The organism is Streptomyces sp. HUAS TT7 (assembly GCF_051550175.1).
Classification (GTDB): Bacteria; Actinomycetota; Actinomycetes; order Streptomycetales; family Streptomycetaceae; genus Streptomyces.
The window spans coordinates 2462039-2479339 of the sequence record NZ_CP196175.1 but is presented as its reverse complement, the minus strand read 5'-3'; the positions used below and the strand labels follow the sequence as shown (position 1 = coordinate 2479339).

The 17301-nt window shown below is 70.9% G+C and carries 12 protein-coding genes and 1 pseudogene; 10 read left to right on the top strand and 3 right to left on the bottom strand.

Annotated elements, in window-relative coordinates:
* Positions 1-9: 9 nt before the first annotated feature.
* Positions 10-603 carry an NADAR family protein gene (locus tag ACSHXC_RS10915; RefSeq protein WP_438291396.1) on the bottom strand — a complete coding sequence of 198 codons (594 nt, stop codon included), beginning with the start codon at positions 601-603 and terminating at the stop codon, positions 10-12.
* 151 nt (positions 604-754) lie between these two features.
* Here ACSHXC_RS10915 and ACSHXC_RS10910 point away from each other — a divergent pair, with 151 nt between their 5' ends.
* The 8 genes and pseudogenes from ACSHXC_RS10910 to ACSHXC_RS10875 all read left to right on the top strand — a co-directional run bounded on the left by ACSHXC_RS10910 (position 755) and on the right by ACSHXC_RS10875 (position 10614).
* Positions 755-2296, top strand: coding sequence for a gamma-aminobutyraldehyde dehydrogenase (locus tag ACSHXC_RS10910; RefSeq protein ID WP_438291395.1), 1542 nt, complete (start codon positions 755-757; stop codon positions 2294-2296).
* A gap of 51 nt (positions 2297-2347) precedes the next feature.
* Positions 2348-3595: a polyamine ABC transporter substrate-binding protein gene (locus ACSHXC_RS10905; protein ID WP_438291394.1), complete on the top strand. Its 1248-nt coding sequence runs from the start codon at positions 2348-2350 to the stop codon at positions 3593-3595.
* Between the two features lie 137 nt (positions 3596-3732).
* Positions 3733-4884 (top strand): ABC transporter ATP-binding protein, encoded by a 1152-nt coding sequence (locus tag ACSHXC_RS10900; RefSeq protein WP_438291393.1) that lies wholly within the window; start codon positions 3733-3735, stop codon positions 4882-4884.
* Entirely contained in the window at positions 4881-5795 is a 915-nt protein-coding gene (locus ACSHXC_RS10895) for an ABC transporter permease (protein WP_438291392.1), read from the top strand. The genes ACSHXC_RS10900 and ACSHXC_RS10895 overlap by 4 nt, the downstream gene beginning before the upstream one ends.
* Positions 5795-6598: an ABC transporter permease gene (locus ACSHXC_RS10890; RefSeq protein ID WP_438291391.1), complete on the top strand. Its 804-nt coding sequence runs from the start codon at positions 5795-5797 to the stop codon at positions 6596-6598. Before ACSHXC_RS10895 ends, ACSHXC_RS10890 begins: the two co-directional genes overlap by 1 nt.
* Before the next feature lie 31 nt (positions 6599-6629).
* Positions 6630-8051, top strand: coding sequence for an NAD(P)/FAD-dependent oxidoreductase (locus ACSHXC_RS10885; RefSeq protein WP_438291390.1), 1422 nt, complete (start codon positions 6630-6632; stop codon positions 8049-8051).
* Between the two features lie 187 nt (positions 8052-8238).
* Positions 8239-8703 carry a hypothetical protein gene (locus ACSHXC_RS10880; protein ID WP_438291389.1) on the top strand — a complete coding sequence of 155 codons (465 nt, stop codon included), beginning with the start codon at positions 8239-8241 and terminating at the stop codon, positions 8701-8703.
* A gap of 97 nt (positions 8704-8800) precedes the next feature.
* Positions 8801-10614, top strand: a pseudogene (locus ACSHXC_RS10875) (chitinase).
* On the opposite strand, the gene ACSHXC_RS10870 reads toward ACSHXC_RS10875, so the two are convergent.
* The gene (locus tag ACSHXC_RS10870; protein ID WP_438291388.1) at positions 10565-11362 is read right to left on the bottom strand and encodes a phosphatase PAP2 family protein; all 798 of its coding nucleotides are present in this window, start codon (positions 11360-11362) and stop codon (positions 10565-10567) included. The pseudogene ACSHXC_RS10875 and the gene ACSHXC_RS10870 overlap by 50 nt on opposite strands.
* Positions 11363-11464: 102 nt before the next feature.
* The gene (gabT, locus tag ACSHXC_RS10865) at positions 11465-12799 is read right to left on the bottom strand and encodes a 4-aminobutyrate--2-oxoglutarate transaminase (RefSeq protein WP_438291387.1); all 1335 of its coding nucleotides are present in this window, start codon (positions 12797-12799) and stop codon (positions 11465-11467) included.
* A gap of 246 nt (positions 12800-13045) precedes the next feature.
* Between gabT and ACSHXC_RS10860 the strand changes: the two genes are divergently transcribed.
* A complete protein-coding gene (locus ACSHXC_RS10860; RefSeq protein ID WP_438291386.1) occupies positions 13046-15385 on the top strand; it encodes an ATP/GTP-binding protein in 2340 nt (779 codons plus the stop codon).
* A gap of 144 nt (positions 15386-15529) precedes the next feature.
* Positions 15530-17077: a PucR family transcriptional regulator gene (locus ACSHXC_RS10855; RefSeq protein ID WP_438291385.1), complete on the top strand. Its 1548-nt coding sequence runs from the start codon at positions 15530-15532 to the stop codon at positions 17075-17077.
* Positions 17078-17301 lie beyond the last annotated feature (224 nt).

The window sequence follows — 17301 nt, the reverse complement described above, 5'->3', positions numbered from 1 at the left end:
CGAACGGCGTCAGCGCAGCCGCTCCCGCGCCTCCGTCAGCGCGAAGCCCAGCAGGTTCAGGCCACGCCACCGCGCGGGATCGTCCGCCTCCGGCGCGTCCGCCGCCAGGCCGATGCCCCAGATCCGGTCCAGCGGGCTCGCCTCGACGAGCACCCGGTCGCCGGTGCCGAGCAAGTAGGCCCGCAGCGCCTCGTCCTGGCCGAACTTGTGCAGGCTGCCGACCAGGACTATCCCGTACCGCTCCCGCCGCCACACCGCGTCGTCGAAGCCGCGCACCAGGCGGCCGGCCTTCTTCGCCAGCGCAGGGTTGGCCGCCGTGAGCGCCGCGCGCTCCGCCTCCGGGTCGCCGAACAGCCGGGCCTTCGACGCCATCATCCAGTGCTCGGCCGTCGCATACTCGACACCGTCGACCACGAAGCGTGACGGCCACCACTGGCTGAAACAGCTCGGGCCGAGTGAGCCGTCCCGCTGGGGCCGGTGCCCCCAGAAATGCAGAAACTTGATCCGGTCACCGTTCTTGACCTGCGCGATCAGCTCGTCGAGCGGCGCGCGGTCCCCCGTGATTTCTTCCATGCACGCGAGTCTGGCAGGCGCCACTGACACTACGTCGGGCCATTCCCGCCCCGACGCGACACATGGTCGACAGATTCCGTCGCGTAACCAAAAGGCAACAACGGAATCACTTGTTGGCCAGATGTGCCTCTGTCAGGATCGTCACTCAAATCGAGCTGAAGCTACGAAGAACGTGGGCGACATGGACACCGACAACGGCAACGGCAATCGCACCCCGGCAGCACCCCGCTTCCCGGCGCAGGACCGCTTCGCGGCCGGTGCCCAGTACATCGGCGGACGGCTGCGCCCCGGCACCTCCGGACGCCGCCAGGCGGTCGTCGACCCGGCGACGGGGGAGACGGTGTACGACTACGAGCTCGCGGGTCCCGCCGATGTCGACGCGGCGGTCGCTGCCGCCAAGGACGCCTTCCCCGGCTGGTCCGGCGTCACCCCCGGCGAGCGCTCGGCCGCGCTGCACCGCCTCGCGGAGGTCCTCACCGAGCGCGCCGAGGAGTTCGCGCAGGCCGAGTCCCTCCAGTGCGGCAAGCCGATCAAGCTCAGCCGCGAGTTCGACGTGCCCGGCACCGTCGACAACACCGCGTTCTTCGCGGGCGCGGCCCGGCACCTGGAGGGCAGGTCCGCGGGGGAGTACTCGGGGGACCACACCTCCTACGTACGCCGTGAGCCCATCGGGGTCGTCGGGTCCATCGCGCCCTGGAACTACCCGCTCCAGATGGCCGCCTGGAAGATTCTCCCGGCGATCGCGGCGGGCAACACCATCGTCCTCAAGCCCGCCGAGACCACCCCGCTGACCTCGCTCCTGTTCGCCGAGGCCGCCAAGGAGGCCGGCATTCCGGACGGTGTCGTCAACATCGTCACCGGGGCCGGAAAGGACGCGGGCGAGCACCTCGTCGGGCACCCGGACGTCGTGATGACCTCCTTCACCGGCTCGACCGGGGTCGGCAAGCGGGTCGCCGAGATCGCCACCAGGACCGTCAAGCGGCTCCACCTCGAACTCGGCGGCAAGGCCCCCTTCGTGGTCTTCGACGACGCCGACCTGGAGGCCGCCGTGCACGGCGCGGTCGCCGCCTCCCTCATCAACTCGGGCCAGGACTGCACCGCCGCCACCCGCGCCTACGTCCAGCGCCCGCTGTACGAGGCCTTCGTCGAGCGGACCGCGGCCCTCATGGAGACCGTCCGGATCGGCGACCCGTTCAGCGAGGACACCGATCTCGGCCCGCTGATCTCGCACACCCACCGCGACCGCGTCGCCGGATTCGTCGAGCGCGCCAGGGCGTATGCCCGCATCGTCACCGGCGGCGAGGCGCCCAAGAACGACGGCGCCTACTACCGGCCCACCCTCATCGCGGACGCCCCCCAGGACAGCGAGGTCGTCCAGGCCGAGATCTTCGGCCCGGTCCTGGTGGTGCTGCCCTTCGACACCGACGACGAGGGCATCGCGCTCGCCAACGACACCCCCTACGGACTCGCCGCCTCCGCCTGGAGCCGCGACGTGTACCGCACGGGCCGCGCCACCCGCGAGATCAAGGCGGGCTGCGTGTGGATCAACGACCACATTCCGATCATCAGCGAGATGCCGCACGGCGGCTACCGGGCGAGTGGCTACGGAAAGGACATGTCCGCGTATTCCTTCGAGGAGTACACGCAGGTCAAGCATGTGATGTACGACAACACGGCGGTCGCCGCGAAGGACTGGCACCGCACGATCTTCGGGGACCGATAGCAGAGGCGGCCCGACCAGGCCACCGTACCCACCCGAAAGGGCATACAGCACATGGAGCAGTACGAGCCCGCCTTGTCCGCGGCCCAACTGGCCGCCATCCGGCGCAGCATGACCAACGGCCGGGGCGCCCTGACCCGCCGTTCCCTGCTGCGCGCCTCGGGCGTCGGCGCGCTCACCGTCGGCGGTCTGGCCGGCCTGAGCGCGTGCGGCATCCCGGCGGCCAAGAAGGAGAACGGCGCCGGACCGTCCAACGCGGACCACTCCGACCGGGAGAAGGAGATCAACTTCTCCAACTGGACGCAGTACATGGACATCAGTGACGACAAGAAGCACCATCCGACGCTGGACGAGTTCACCCGCCGCACCGGGATCCAGGTCAAGTACACCGAGGACATCAACGACAACGTCGAGTTCTTCGGCAAGATCAAGCCGCAGCTGGCGGCCGGCCAGGACACCGGCCGTGACCTCGTCGTCCTCACCGACTGGCTCGCCGCCCGGCTCATCCGGCTCGGCTGGGCGCAGCAGCTCGACCCCTCCCACCTGCCGCACGCGTACGCCAACCTGGCGCCCCAGTTCCGGATGCCCGACTGGGACCCGGGCCGCGCCTACTCCTACCCGTGGACCGGCATCCCGACCGTCATCGCCTACAACGCCAAGGCGACCGGCGGCAAGAAGGTCGACTCCGTCACCCAGCTGCTCGACGACCCAAGCCTCAAGGGCCGGGTCGGCTTCCTCTCCGAGATGCGCGACACGATCGGCATGACCCTGCTCGACCTCGGCAAGGATCCGGCGAAGTTCACCGACGCCGACTTCGACGCCGCGATCGGGCGGCTCCAGAAGGGCGTCGACACCAAGCAGATCCGCCGCTTCACCGGCAACGACTACACCGGCGACCTGGTGAAGGGCGACCTCGCGGCCTGTGTCGCGTGGGGCGGTGACGTCACCCAGCTGCGCTCCGACAACCCGGACATCAAGTACGCCATCCCGGCGGCCGGTTACATGACCTCCAGCGACAACCTGCTCGTCCCGGCGAAGGCCCGGCACCAGAGCAACGCCGAGAAGCTGATCGACTACTACTACGAGCTCCCGGTGGCCGCCAAGCTCGCCGCGTTCATCAACTACCAGTGCCCGGTCGACGGGGTCCGCGACGAACTCGCCAAGCTCGACCCGGCGCTCGCGCAGAACGAACTCATCCTGCCGGACCGGGCGATGACCGCGAAGTCCCACTCCTTCCGCTCGCTCAGCGAGGCCGAGGAGACGGCGTACGAGCAGAAGTTCTCCAAGCTCATCGGAGCGTGAGCGCTCCGCGGGGGTGCGGTGTTCTTCGGGTGCGGGTCCGCTGTGGCTGGTCGCGCAGTTCCCCGCGCCCCTTCAGGGCGCTGAGCCCCTCCCCGTGAGCCCGACCCCCTTCCCCTCAACACCCTGGGACCCCACCCATGACAGACAGCACCGCCGGCGGCGACGTCCGCCTCACCGGGATCAGCAAGACGTACGGCTCCTTCACCGCCGTCCACCCGCTCGAACTGACCGTCCCGCAGGGCTCGTTCTTCGCCCTGCTCGGCGCGTCCGGCTGCGGCAAGACCACCACGCTCCGCATGATCGCCGGGCTTGAGGAGCCGACCACCGGCACGGTCTTCCTCGGCGACAAGGACGTCACCGGCCTGCCGCCGTACAAGCGGCCGGTGAACACCGTCTTCCAGTCGTACGCCCTCTTCCCGCATCTGAACGTCTCGGAGAACGTCGCCTTCGGGCTGCGCCGCCGGGGCATCAAGTCGGTGAAGAAGCAGGTCGACGACATGCTGGAGCTCGTGCAGCTCGGCGACTTCGCGCACCGCAAGCCGCACCAGCTCTCCGGCGGCCAGCAGCAGCGCGTCGCCGTCGCCCGCGCGCTGATCAACCACCCCCAGGTGCTGCTCCTCGACGAGCCGCTCGGCGCCCTCGACCTCAAGCTGCGCCGCCAGATGCAGCTGGAGCTCAAGCGCATCCAGACCGAGGTCGGCATCACCTTCGTGCACGTCACCCACGACCAGGAGGAGGCCATGACGATGGCCGACACGGTCGCGGTGATGAACGGCGGCCGCGTCGAACAGCTCGGCGCCCCGGCCGACCTGTACGAGAACCCGAAGACCACGTTCGTCGCGAACTTCCTCGGCACCTCCAACCTCATCGAGGCCGAGGTCGCGGAACTGAGCGGCGACGACCTCGTGGTCACCGCCGGCGGTGCCAAGCTGCGGCTGCCCGGCGGGCGATGTTCGGCTCCAACGAGCAGTGGCGGCAAGCTCCTCGTCGGCGTACGCCCCGAGAAGATCTCGCTCGCCCACCGCGACGACGAGGGCGCGATCGCCGACGGCCGCAACCGCGTGAGTGGCCGCATCGTCGACTCGTCCTTCATCGGGGTTTCCACCCAGTACCTGGTGGACTCCCCGGCCGGCAACGGCCTTTCCGTGTACGAGCAGAACATCGAACGCGACACCCGGCTCACCCCCGGCGCCGAGGTCGTCCTGCACTGGAACCCGGCGCACACCTTCGGCCTCGACGCGGCCCAGGCCATCGACGCGGGCGTCGAGAAGGTCGAGGACGCCGCGTGACCGCCCTGGCCGAAGCGCCCACCGAACTCCCGGTGCGCAAGGGCTCCACCCGCAAGCGGCTCGTCCCGTACTGGCTGCTGCTGCCCGGCATCCTCTGGCTGATCGTGTTCTTCGCGCTGCCGATGGTGTACCAGGCCTCGACTTCCGTACAGACAGGGTCACTTGAGAAGGGATTCCAGGTCACCTGGCACTTCCAGACGTACTGGGACGCCTTCAAGGAGTACTACCCGCAGTTCGTCCGCTCCCTGCTCTACGCGGGAACCGCGACCCTGCTGTGTCTGCTGCTCGGCTATCCGCTGGCCTATCTGATCGCCTTCAAGGCGGGCCGCTGGCGCAACATCGTCCTGGTCCTGGTCATCGCGCCGTTCTTCACCAGCTTCCTGATCCGCACGCTGGCCTGGAAGACGATCCTGGCCGACGGCGGCCCGGTGGTGCACGCGCTGGGCTCACTGCACGTCCTGGACGTCACCAACTGGCTGGGCTGGACCGAGGGCAACCGGGTCCTGGCCACGCCCATGGCGGTGGTCTGCGGACTCACGTACAACTTCCTGCCGTTCATGATCCTGCCGCTCTACACCTCGCTCGAACGCATCGACTCCCGGCTGCACGAAGCGGCCGGCGACCTGTACGCGACGCCCGCCACCACCTTCCGCAAGGTGACCTTCCCGCTGTCGATGCCCGGCGTCGTCTCCGGCACCCTGCTCACCTTCATCCCGGCCAGCGGTGATTACGTGAACGCCGAACTGCTCGGCTCCACCGACCAGAAGATGGTCGGCAACGTCATCCAGTCGCAGTTCCTGCGGGTCCTGGACTATCCGACGGCCGCCGCCCTCTCCTTCATCCTGATGGCGATCGTCCTGGTCATGGTCACCGTCTACATCCGCCGAGCCGGGACGGAGGACCTGGTCTGATGCCCGTTCTCAAGTGGCTGCGCCGCAATCTCGTGGTCCTCGCGGGGCTCGCGACGCTCGCGTATCTGATCCTGCCGAACGTCGTCGTGATGGTGTTCTCGTTCAACAAGCCGAACGGGCGCTTCAACTACTCCTGGACGCGGTTCTCGACCGACGCCTGGAAGGACCCGTGCGGGGTCGCCGACATGTGCGGCTCGCTCTCGCTTTCGCTCCAGATCGCCCTCTGGGCGACGATCGGCTCGACCGTGCTCGGCGCGATGATCGCGTTCGCCCTGGTCCGCTACCGGTTCCGGGCGCGCGGCGCGATCAACTCGCTGATCTTCCTGCCGATGGCGATGCCCGAGGTCGTGATGGCCGCGTCGCTGCTCACGCTGTTCCTCAACATGGGCGCGCAGCTGGGCTTCTGGACGATCCTCATCGCCCACATCATGTTCTGTCTCAGCTTCGTCGTCACCGCCGTCAAGGCGCGTGTGATGTCCATGGATCCGAGGCTCGAAGAGGCCGCGCGCGATCTCTACGCCGGCCCGGTCCAGACGTTCCTGCGGGTGACGCTGCCGATCGCGTCGCCCGGCATCGCGGCGGGCGCCCTGCTCGCCTTCGCGCTGTCCTTCGACGACTTCATCATCACCAACTTCAACGCGGGCTCCACCGTGACCTTCCCCATGTTCGTCTGGGGCTCGGCGCAGCGCGGCACACCCGTGCAGATCAACGTCATCGGGACGGCCATGTTCATCATTGCCGTCGTGGTGGTCACCGCCGGACAATTCATTGCGAACCGGCGCAAGAACAGCGCGAAAGCGTAACCGTACGCAGTTCCTGAGGGAGTTGGAAATCATGGCCGTGACCCGAGCCATGAACAGTGCAGCACGACAGTCCCTGGCGGGCGCCAAGCCCGTCCCCTTCTGGCTGGAGGACCCCGGCCGCCCCGAGGCGCTGCCCGCCCTCACCGGCGACGAGAAGTGCGAGCTCCTCGTCGTCGGCGGCGGCTACAGCGGGCTGTGGACCGCGCTCATCGCCAAGGAGCGCGAGCCCGGCCGCGATGTCGTCCTCATCGAGGGCAAGGAGATCGGCTGGGCCGCCTCCGGCCGCAACGGCGGCTTCTGCGCCGCCTCCCTCACCCACGGCCTGGGCAATGGCCTCGCCCGCTGGCCGGACGAGCTGGCCCGGCTCGAAGAGCTCGGCGCGGCGAACCTCGACGCCATCGAGGCCGCCGTCGCCCGCTACAAGATCGACTGTGACTTCGAGCGGACCGGCGAGATCGACATCGCCACCGAGCCCCACCAGCTCGAAGAGCTGCACGAGATGTACGAGGAGGCGACGAGCCTCGGCTTCGGCGGGCTCGAACTGCTCGACGAGGAGGCGCTGCGGGCCGAGGTCGACTCGCCCACCTTCCTCGGCGGGCTCTGGGACCGCGACGGCGTCGCCATGCTCCACCCGGCGAAGCTCGCCTGGGGCCTGAAGCGGGCCTGCCTCGATCTCGGCGTACGGATCTACGAGCACACCCCGGGCCTCTCGCTGGCCCGGGTCGGCACCGGCATGGGCGTGCGCACCCCGTACGGCAAGATCCGCGCCGAGCACGTCGCGCTCGGCACCAATGTGTTCCCCTCGCTGGTCAAGCGGCTGCGGGCGTACACGGTGCCGGTGTATGACTACGCGCTGATGACCGAGCCGCTGAACGCCGCCCAGCTCGCCTCCATCGGCTGGCACCGGCGCCAGGGGCTCGGGGACTCGGCCAACCAGTTCCACTACTTCCGCCTGTCCGCCGACAACCGCATCCTGTGGGGCGGCTACGACGCGATCTACCAGTACGGCGGGAAGGTGCGCACCGAGTACGACGACCGGCCCGAGACCTACGCCAAGCTCGCCGAGCAGTTCTTCCACTGCTTCCCGCAGCTGGAGGGGCTGCGCTTCAGCCACGCCTGGGGCGGCGCGATCGACACCTGCTCGCGCTTCTCGGCGTTCTTCGGCACCGCCCACGCCGGCCGGGTCGCGTACGCCGCCGGGTACACCGGGCTCGGGGTCGGGGCGACCCGGTTCGGCGCCGATGTGATGCTCGACCTCCTGGCGGGCGAGCACACCGAGCGCACCGAACTGGAGATGGTGCGCACCAAGCCGCTGCCCTTCCCGCCGGAGCCGGTGGCATGGGCGGGCATCGGCATCACCAAGTGGTCGCTGGCGCGGGCCGACGAGAACGGCGGCCGGCGCAATCTGTGGCTCAAGGCGATGGACCGGGTCGGCCTCGGCTTCGACAGCTGACACGGTGTGCGTGCTTGATCGTTCCGTGCGCCCCCGGTCACGCCGGGGGCGCACTTCTTTCGTTCGTGGTGTGACCCAGTTCACTACCGTGAGGTGCCCGAAGTCGCGTCATGGCCCGGCCCGTTGGCCCTCTCGCTCGTGGACGCACTGGCTCTGCCCAGTGGAGTGGGACCGGACGGAGGACGCAATGACTGCCTCGGGGTCGAAGACCGCGGTGGAATGGCTGGCGTCGGTGGCGCCGGATCCCGACGCCTGCCGGTGGGAATGGGAGCGGAACCCCCTGGGGGTCGCCCTCCTTCCGGCCGGCAGGCGCTGGGACGTACTGATCCTGCCGGGCGAGCTCGGAGGTCACACGCTCGATGTGCTGACCCGGCTCGTGGGCCGGCCGGGTCCCGTGCTCGCCGACTTCGGCGACGAGCGCATCGGCTTCTTCGTGCCGCCGGGCACGGTGGCGCGGTGGCTCGGTACGGGGGTGCGCGGGGCGGGCGCGGGCACCTGGATCGTGGTGCCGTACCCGGGCCGGGCGACCGGCGGGGTGCGCTGGCTGGTGCCGCCCGACGGCTCGGGCACCCTCACCGACCCGACCCTGCTCGAACTCGCGATGCACGAGGCGGCGGCTCACATCGCACGGGGTGGGGGCAAGCGGGACTGACCGGGACGGCTCGGTGTCAGAGGTCTTGACAACTTGATTGGTCTGGACCATGTTGTGCGGGCTTCGTGTCTCAATATCCCCTTGCCGGGAGGCAGTTGTGGACCGCACCAGACATCCGGCCCTACGGTCATCCCTTTTCGCCGCCCTCATGGCGGCCACCCTCGCCGCGGCCGGACTCGTCGCCGTGGCGCCGTCCGCGCACGCCGTCGACACCGACCTCATGCGCAACGGCGGCTTCGAATCCGGACTCGACGGCTGGAGCTGCACCGCGAACAGCGGCGCGGCCGTCTCCTCGCCCGTGCACAGCGGCACCGGCGCCCTGAAGGCAACGCCGGCCGGCAGCGACAACGCCCAGTGCTCCCAGACGGTCGCCGTCCAGCCCAACTCCACGTACACGCTGAGCAGTTGGGTGCAGGGCAGCTACGTCTACCTCGGCGCCTCCGGCACCGGAACCACCGACGTGTCGGCCTGGACCCAGTCCGCGCCCTCCTGGCAGCAGCTGACGACCACCTTCAAGACCGGCGCGAGCACCACATCGGTGACCGTCTACACGCACGGCTGGTACGGCACCGCCGCCTACGAGGCCGACGACGTGACCCTGACCGGTCCCGGCGGCGCCCCCGTCGGATACCGGCCGCCCCCGCCGGGCTCACCGCCTCCGGCGCCACTTCCTCCAGCATCGGCCTGAGCTGGTCCCCGGCCACCGGCGCCACCGGCTACAACGTGTACCGCGACGGCGCCAAGGTGGCCTCGGCGAGCGGGACTTCGGCCACCGTCACGGGCCTGGCCCCCAGCACCTCGTACGCCTTCCAGGTCACCGCGACCAACTCCGCGGGGGAGTCCCCCAAGTCGGCCACCGTCACCGCGGTCACCACGGGTGGAACCACCCCGCCGCCCTCCGGCCACGCGCTCGTCGGGTATCTGCACGCGTCCTTCGCCAACGGCGCGGGCTACACGCGCATGGCGGACGTGCCCGACGACTGGAACTTCATCGACCTCGCCTTCGGTGAACCGACCTCGGCGACCTCGGGCGACATCCGGTTCAATCTGTGTCAGGCCAGCGAGTGCCCGACCGTCGAGTCGCTCGCCGACTTCAAGGCCGCCATCAAGGCCAAGCAGGCCGCGGGCAAAAAGGTGCTCATCTCGATCGGCGGCCAGAACGGCCAGGTCCAGCTCACCACGACCGCCGCCCGCGACACCTTCGTCTCGTCCGTATCGAAGATCATCGACGACTACGGTCTGGACGGCCTCGACATCGACTTCGAGGGCCACTCGCTGTCGCTGAACACCGGCGACACGGACTTCCGCAGTCCCACAACTCCCGTCGTCGTCAACCTCATTGACGCCCTGAAGGCCCTGAAAGCCAAGTACGGCTCGAAGTTCGTCCTGACCATGGCCCCGGAGACGTTCTTCGTGCAGATGGGGTACCAGTACTACGGCTCCGGCCCCTGGGGCGGGCAGGATCCGCGCTGCGGCGCCTACCTTCCGGTCGTCTACGCGCTGCGCGACTCGCTCACGCTGCTGCACGTCCAGGACTACAACTCGGGCTCGATCATGGGCCTGGACAACCAGTACCACTCGATGGGCGGCTCGGACTTCCACATCGCCATGACCGACATGCTGCTCACCGGCTTCCCGGTCGCGGGCGACACCGCCAAGACGTTCCCCGCGCTGCGCCCCGACCAGGTCGCCATCGGCCTGCCCGCCTCCACTCAGGCGGGCAACGGCTGGACCAGCCCCGCCGAGGTCACCAAGACCCTGGACTGCCTGACGAAGAAGGCGAACTGCGGCGCGTACCAGACCCACGGAACCTGGCCCGGGCTTCGCGGCCTGATGACCTGGTCCGTCAACTGGGACCGCTTCAACGGCCGCGAGTTCTCCAAGAACCTCGACGCATACCCGTGGAGCTGACCACCAGAAGGGCCCCGCACAGGCAGCAGCTGGCAAGGACGTCCAGGGGCCAGTGGTAGCCGTGCAGGACCAGACCGATGCCCGTCGCCGCGGTGAGCGCCCCCGCGGCGGCGGGCATCAGCCATCTGCGGCGTACGCAGGGGGACAGGAGCAGCGCCGCCCCGCCGTACGCCACCATCGCGGTCGCCGTATGGCCCGAGGGGTAGTAGCCGGTGGCGGCCTCCAGCGGGCCCGGCCGGGCGATCCAGTCCTTCAGCGGCACGACAAGCAGCGGCACCAGGGCCATCGTGACGGCGGCGATCAGGGCCTGGCGGCGCAGGCCGCGCCACAGGGCGCAGGCGATGGCGACGGCGAGGACGGGGAGCGCGACCGGCATGCTGCCGAGGTCGGCGAGGGTCTCCGTGAGGGCGGACGGGCCGTGGCCGGTCACCGCCCGGTCGAGGCGCTCGTCAAGACGGCGCAACGGGCCGCCGGAGGCAACCTGCCAGGTGATGACCGCGAACACGCCGAGCAGCGTGGCGAAGAGGAAAGCCGGCCGCCCCGGAACAGGGGGGGAGGTTCCGGGGCGGCCGCCTTGACCGGCGTACCGCGCGCCCCGGGGGGTGTGGGGCGGACGGCCATCCGATCGGTGAGGAGTTCCGGAGCCGGAGGCTCCAGTGGTGTGCGCGAAGGCACGACCAGGGCAAGGCTGGGGATGCTCCGCCCTGGAATCGCCCGCAGTCCCCTGCGGGCGAGGTGTTTCTCTCATCTGCAGAAACCGTACGGCAGACCGCGGGGGACCGACAGCGGGAACTCCATCCCGCCATTGGCCCCCCACACGTTCTTCACAGGCGGTGTCGGCTGCTCGGCGTCACACGCCGGTGAAGGCCTGCTCGATGATGTCGAGGCCCTCGTTCAGCAGGTCCTCGCCGATGACCAGCGGGGGCAGGAAGCGCAGGACGTTGCCGTAGGTGCCGCAGGTCAGGACCAGGAGGCCCTCCGCGTGGCAGGCCTTGGCGAGCGCGCCGGCGGCCTCCGGGTTCGGGGTCTTCGAGGCGCGGTCCTTGACCAGCTCGATGGCGATCATGGCGCCGCGGCCGCGGATGTCGCCGATGATGTCGTACTTCTCGGCCATGGTCGCCAGGCGGGCCTTCATGACCTCCTCGATGCGCTTGGCCCTGCCGTTGAGGTCGAGCTCCTTCATCGTCTCGATCGCGCCCAGCGCGGCGGCGCAGGCCACCGGGTTGCCGCCGTAGGTGCCGCCGAGGCCGCCCGCGTGCGCGGCGTCCATGATCTCGGCGCGGCCCGTCACGGCGGCGAGCGGCATGCCGCCCGCGATGCCCTTGGCGGTGGTGATCAGGTCCGGGACGATGCCCTCGTCCTCACAGGCGAACCACTGGCCGGTACGGCAGAAGCCGGACTGGATCTCGTCCGCGACGAACACGATCCCGTTGTCCTTGGCGAACTGGCTGATCGCGGGCAGGAAGCCCTTGGCCGGCTCGATGAAGCCGCCCTCGCCGAGCACCGGCTCGATGATGATCGCGGCGACGTTGTCCGCCCCGATCTGCTTGTTGATCATGTCGATGGCCTGCGCGGACGCCTCGGCGCCGGCGTTCTCCGGGCCGGTCAGCCAGCGGTAGCCGTAGGCGACCGGAACCCGGTAGACCTCGGGTGCGAACGGGCCGAAGCCGTTCTTGTACGGCATGTTCTTGGCTGTCAGCGCCATCGTCAGGTTGGTGCGGCCGTGGTAGCCGTGGTCGAAGACGACGACGGCCTGGCGCTTGGTGTACGCACGGGCGATCTTGACGGCGTTCTCGACGGCCTCGGCGCCCGAGTTGAACAGCGCCGACTTCTTGGCGTGGTCGCCCGGGGTCAGCTCGGCGAGCTGCTCGGCGACGGCGACGTAGCCCTCGTACGGCGTGACCATGAAGCAGGTGTGCGTGAAGTCCTGCAGCTGGGCGCTCGCGCGGCGCACCACGGCCTCGGCGGAGGCGCCGACCGACGTCACCGCGATGCCGGAGCCGAAGTCGATCAGGCGGTTGCCGTCGACGTCCTCGATGATGCCGCCGCCCGCGCGCGCGGTGAACACGGGCAGCGTGGAGCCCACACCGGCGGCGACGGCCGCGAGACGGCGGGCCTGAAGCTCCTGCGACTTCGGGCCGGGGATGGCGGTGACGACGCGGCGCTCCTGCGGGATCGCACTCATGAGGGGCTCCTGGAGATTTTCGTGGGGATTCGGACGCTTCCTTGGCTTTCTTGGCAGGCTAAGGCGCACGAACAGGCCGTGGCATGCGCCGTTCGGTAGTGGTGGGGGTGTGTCCCTTGTCCTCGGCGGACAGTTCCCCCGGGCGGGTGCGCGGTGCCCGGCAGCGGTGAACGGTCGTGCCCTGCCGCTAGATTGAGCGTTCGCACCGCTCGGAACGGACCTGGCTGGTCAGGGGGCAAGGGGTCGATGGACACCGAAGGCACGCACGACGCACGCGGCACCCGTTCGGGGGCGGCCCCGCGCCCCGTAGTGCCGCCCCCGCGCCCGGCGCTCCCGCCCCGGCCCGTCGAGGCGCCCGCGGCCGGGCCCGCCCTCGGCGACTGGCTGCGCACGCCGCGCGCCCCGGCCGAACCGGGCCTGTGGCGCTTCGGCCACAGGCCGCGCCCTGACGCCGACCCGGACCGGGTGCCCGACCGGGCCCTCCTCGTGGGCGCCCTTGTGGCACTGCTCGCGGCCACCCTGGTCTGGTCGCTGTGGACCAACGGGTACGTTCCGCACAGCCGGGTGCTGCTTGAGCTGTTCACGCCGGCGGAGTGGTGGAGGTATCCGCGGCCGCCGGAGGCGCGGACGGCGATCCTGGTCTACAACAGCTTGTTCGCGGCGCTGCTGATGTTCGTCTTCGGCCGGATGGGTAACTGGAGAGAGGTCTTCCAGCGGTATGCGGTGGATCATCCGCAGCCCGAGCGGGCCCTGCGCACGGCACTGGCGGGGGGCGTGGCCGTCTGGTTCCTGATGTGGTCCAACCTGGTGCCGTTCTTCGGGGTCGTACTCACGATGATGCCCGTCGCATGGCTGAACGGGGGCGGTGATCACATCGTGGCGGCGGTGGTCGTGTACTCCCTGTATGCGCTGGTCAGCGCGGTGATCCTCTGGCCCTTCGCCAAGGCCGGCGACTGGCTCGGCCACTTCCGCAAGCGCAAGGCCGCCTCCCCGGCGCAGACTCCCACCGCATCCCCCGTGGTCTCCCCGGCCGACTGGCCCCAGCTGCGGGCCGCGGGCCAGGACGCCGCCGCCGACCGGCTGGTGGCCGAGGAGCGGGCCGGGCGGATGAACGACGTCGACTGCGTACGGATCCGGCGGGCCTGGGCGACCGTGAAGGCGGACCCGTCCCGGCTCGGCGCGTTCGCCGAGGCGGTCGCGGGCCAGGGCGCGCGAGCCTGTCTGCACCCCTCGGGCGATCGCGATCTGCCCGCCCGCGCGGCCACCCACGACCTCCTCACCTCGCAGGTACGGCTCGGCCGCTACCCGGACGCGGAGCGCACCCCGGCCGCCCGCAGGGGCGCGGGGGCCGCGGTCGACCCGGCCGCGCTCGGCTCGTCGCTGCTCGCGGTCGGACCGTTCGGCTCGGGCAAGACGCGGCACCTGGTGCGGCCCGTGGTGGAGTCGCTGGCGCTCCAGGCGCTGGCCGGGAAGGCTGCCGTCGTCGCGGTGTGCGCGGCGGGCACCCCGCTCGGTCCCGACGACGGCTACGACGTGGTGATCAAGCCCGGCGACGCTTCCTCGGCGTACGACCTCGACCTGTACGGCGGCACCGCCGACCCCGACGAGGCCGCCGCCCTGCTCGCCGAGGCCTTCGCCGGGGACATCCCCGAGGTCGACTCGCGGCGGGCCGCGACCGCCCTCGCCCAACTGCTCGGCCCCTACCGCGCCGCCCACGGGCGCTTCCCCGCCGTCCCGGTCCTGCGCGAGCTGCTCGACGGATCGCCCGGTGCCATGGAAGAGCTCCGGGCGAGCCTGGACGCCGATGTGCACCGCTCCTACCGCCGCGAACTCGACGCCAGGGAACGGCAGTTGGGCACTCCGGGCGACCCGGGGCTCGCGCTCGCCGCACGCGTCGCGGTGCTCGACCGCCCCGCCTTCGAGGGCTTCTTCGACACCACCGGCGAGACCCGGCCGTTCTCGCTGCGCTCCCTCGAACACCCGCTGCGGGTCCGCGTCGACGTGCCCGAACGCGGCCACCCGGAGGCGGCGCGCCTGCTGACCCGGCTGATCCTTGCCCAGTTCACCGCCGGGGCGGCCGGCCGACGGGACCGCTCGCTCTTCGCCTTCCTGGCCGTCGACGACGCCACGCGCGCCGTCACCGCCGAGTCCGTACGGTCCCTGCAGCGGCTGCGGAACTGCAACGCCGGAGTGCTCCTCACCCTGCGGGCGCTGGGCGACGTGCCGGAGCAGCTGCACACCTCGCTGCTCGGCTCGGTCGGCTGCCACATGACGTTCTCCGGGGTCACCACCTGGGACGGGCGGCTCTTCGCGCAGGCGTGGGGCACCGAGTGGGTGGAGACCACGGAGGTCGCCAAGCACACCGTCTTCGCCGACCAGCCGCTCACCCGGGCGGTCCACGCGCTGCGCAAACTCGTCACCGGCAAGGCCGTCACCACCGACGCCGTGACCGTGCGCAAGGTCGAGCGGGAGCGCTGGTCGGCCTCCGAGCTCGCCCACCAGGTGCCCGCGGGGCATGCGGTGCTCTCGCTGACCACCGTGAAGGGAGAGCACGCGCCGCCGCTCCTGGTGGACCTACGGGCGTGAGGCCGGCACTGAGCGGTTGAACGGCTCGGCGGAACCTGGCCGAGCTGGCAAAATGGAGTTGCCCGTTCATACGGGACGTAGCAATCACTTGCTGTCGCTGCTTCCCGTACCCCTGACTTCCTGCCGCGAAGGTAACCCGGTCCCATGCCGCCCACGCTCGCCTCGCTCATCCAGCACTCGGCGCTCAAGCTCACCGTGCGCGCGGGGGAGGACCACCTGGACCGCCCGGTGCGCTGGGCCCACGTCAGCGAACTCGCCGACCCCGTCCCGTACATGGAGGGCGGCGAGCTGCTGCTCACCACCGCGATGACGCTGGACGCCGACGACCCCCAGGCCATGCGCCGGTACGTGCGCAGGCTGGCCAGGGCCGGGGTGGTCGGGCTCGGCTTCGCGATCGGGGTCAACTACGACACGGTGCCCCAGGCGCTGCTCGCCGCGGCCCGCGAGGAGGACCTCCCGCTCGTGGAGGTGCCCCGGCGCACCCCGTTCCTGGCCATCTCCAAGGCGGTCTCGGCGGCCATCTCGGCCGACCAGTACCGCGCGGTCACCGCCGGGTTCGAGGCGCAGCGCGAGCTGACGAAGGCGGCGCTGTCCGACGGCCCGGCCGTCCTCATCGCCAAGCTCGCGGCGCACGTCGACGGCTGGGCCGCGCTGTACGACACCTCCGGCGCGGTCGTGGCGGCCGCCCCCGAGTGGGCCGCGCGGCGCGCCGCCCGGCTCGCCCCGGACGTCGCCCGGCTGCGCGAGCGCGCGGCTCCGGCCAGCGCGGTCGTCGGCGCCGACGACGCCTCCGGCGACCGGGTCGAGCTCCAGTCGCTCGGCACGGGGCGCCGGGTGCGGGGCGCGCTGGCCGTGGGTACGGGGGCGCCGCTCGGCACCGCGGAGCGCTACGCGGTGCACTCGGCGGTCGCTCTGCTGACCTTGACGACGGAGCGCTCCCGCTCGCTCCAGTCAGCCGAGCAGCGCCTGGGTGCGGCCGTTCTGCGCATGCTGCTCTCCGGGCAGCAGGACCACGCCCGCGCGGTGGCCGGTGATCTCTACGGCGGGCTCCTGGACGCGCCGTTCCGGCTGGTCATCGCCGAACCCGCGGGGGAGGGCGACCCCGCCGGGCTCGGCGCGCTCGCCGAGACGATGGAGTCGGCTGCCGCGCGCTGTGGCGAGGCGGTGCTCGTGGTGCCGGAGGGGGAGCGGCTCGTCGTGCTGGCGGCGGACGGCGGCGAGGCCGTCACGGCCTGCCAGTCCCACGAGGCCGCCGAGGGCGAGGAACTCGTCATAGGCCTCTCCGCGCCGGCCGGGCCGATCGCGGCGGCGTCCGCGTACAAGCAGGCGGAGCAGGCGCTGTCGGTGGCGCGGCGCCGGGGCCAACTGCTCGTGGAGCACGAGCAGTTGGTGGCGGGGTCGGTGCTGCCGCTCCTGGCGGACGATGCGGTGCGGGCGTTCGCGGACGGCATGCTCCGTGCGCTGTACGAGCATGACGCGACGGGGCGTGGCGATCTGGTGGCCTCCCTGCGGGCGTGGCTGTCGCGGCACGGGCAGTGGGACGCCGCGGCGGCGGACCTCGGTGTGCACCGGCACACCCTGCGCTACCGGATGCGGCGGGTGGAGGAGATCCTGGGCCGCTCCCTGGACGACCCGGACGTCCGCATGGAGCTGTGGCTGGCCCTTAAGGCGACGTCGGCCCCGGAGGCCTGAGCTTTCCCCACCCCACCCCGCCCCTTCCCGCTGCGACACTCTGCGGCTCCGCCGCGTGGCCTCCGGGGGTTGGAAGGGGTGAGCCGGTTTTCCTGGGGCTCCGCCCCAGACCCCGTTCGCGCCTTAAGGGCGCTCGTCCTCAATCGCCGGACAGGCTGAAATGCCCCGGTGCGGGCCAGCGCCGACCCTGCTAGGGGCGTGGGGAACTGCGCGACCAGCCACGT

Excerpts from the sequence above, each read along its gene's own strand:
- ACSHXC_RS10910 (WP_438291395.1), top strand. The coding sequence starts at position 755 with ATGGACACCGACAACGGCAACGGCAATCGCACCCCGGCAGCACCCCGC.
- ACSHXC_RS10905 (WP_438291394.1), top strand. The coding sequence starts at position 2,348 with ATGGAGCAGTACGAGCCCGCCTTGTCCGCGGCCCAACTGGCCGCCATC.
- ACSHXC_RS10900 (WP_438291393.1), top strand. The coding sequence starts at position 3,733 with ATGACAGACAGCACCGCCGGCGGCGACGTCCGCCTCACCGGGATCAGC.
- ACSHXC_RS10890 (WP_438291391.1), top strand. The coding sequence starts at position 5,795 with ATGCCCGTTCTCAAGTGGCTGCGCCGCAATCTCGTGGTCCTCGCGGGG.
- ACSHXC_RS10885 (WP_438291390.1), top strand. The coding sequence starts at position 6,630 with ATGGCCGTGACCCGAGCCATGAACAGTGCAGCACGACAGTCCCTGGCG.
- ACSHXC_RS10880 (WP_438291389.1), top strand. The coding sequence starts at position 8,239 with ATGACTGCCTCGGGGTCGAAGACCGCGGTGGAATGGCTGGCGTCGGTG.
- ACSHXC_RS10870 (WP_438291388.1), bottom strand. The coding sequence starts at position 11,362 with ATGAGAGAAACACCTCGCCCGCAGGGGACTGCGGGCGATTCCAGGGCG.
- gabT (WP_438291387.1), bottom strand. The coding sequence starts at position 12,799 with ATGAGTGCGATCCCGCAGGAGCGCCGCGTCGTCACCGCCATCCCCGGC.
- ACSHXC_RS10860 (WP_438291386.1), top strand. The coding sequence starts at position 13,046 with ATGGACACCGAAGGCACGCACGACGCACGCGGCACCCGTTCGGGGGCG.
- ACSHXC_RS10855 (WP_438291385.1), top strand. The coding sequence starts at position 15,530 with ATGCCGCCCACGCTCGCCTCGCTCATCCAGCACTCGGCGCTCAAGCTC.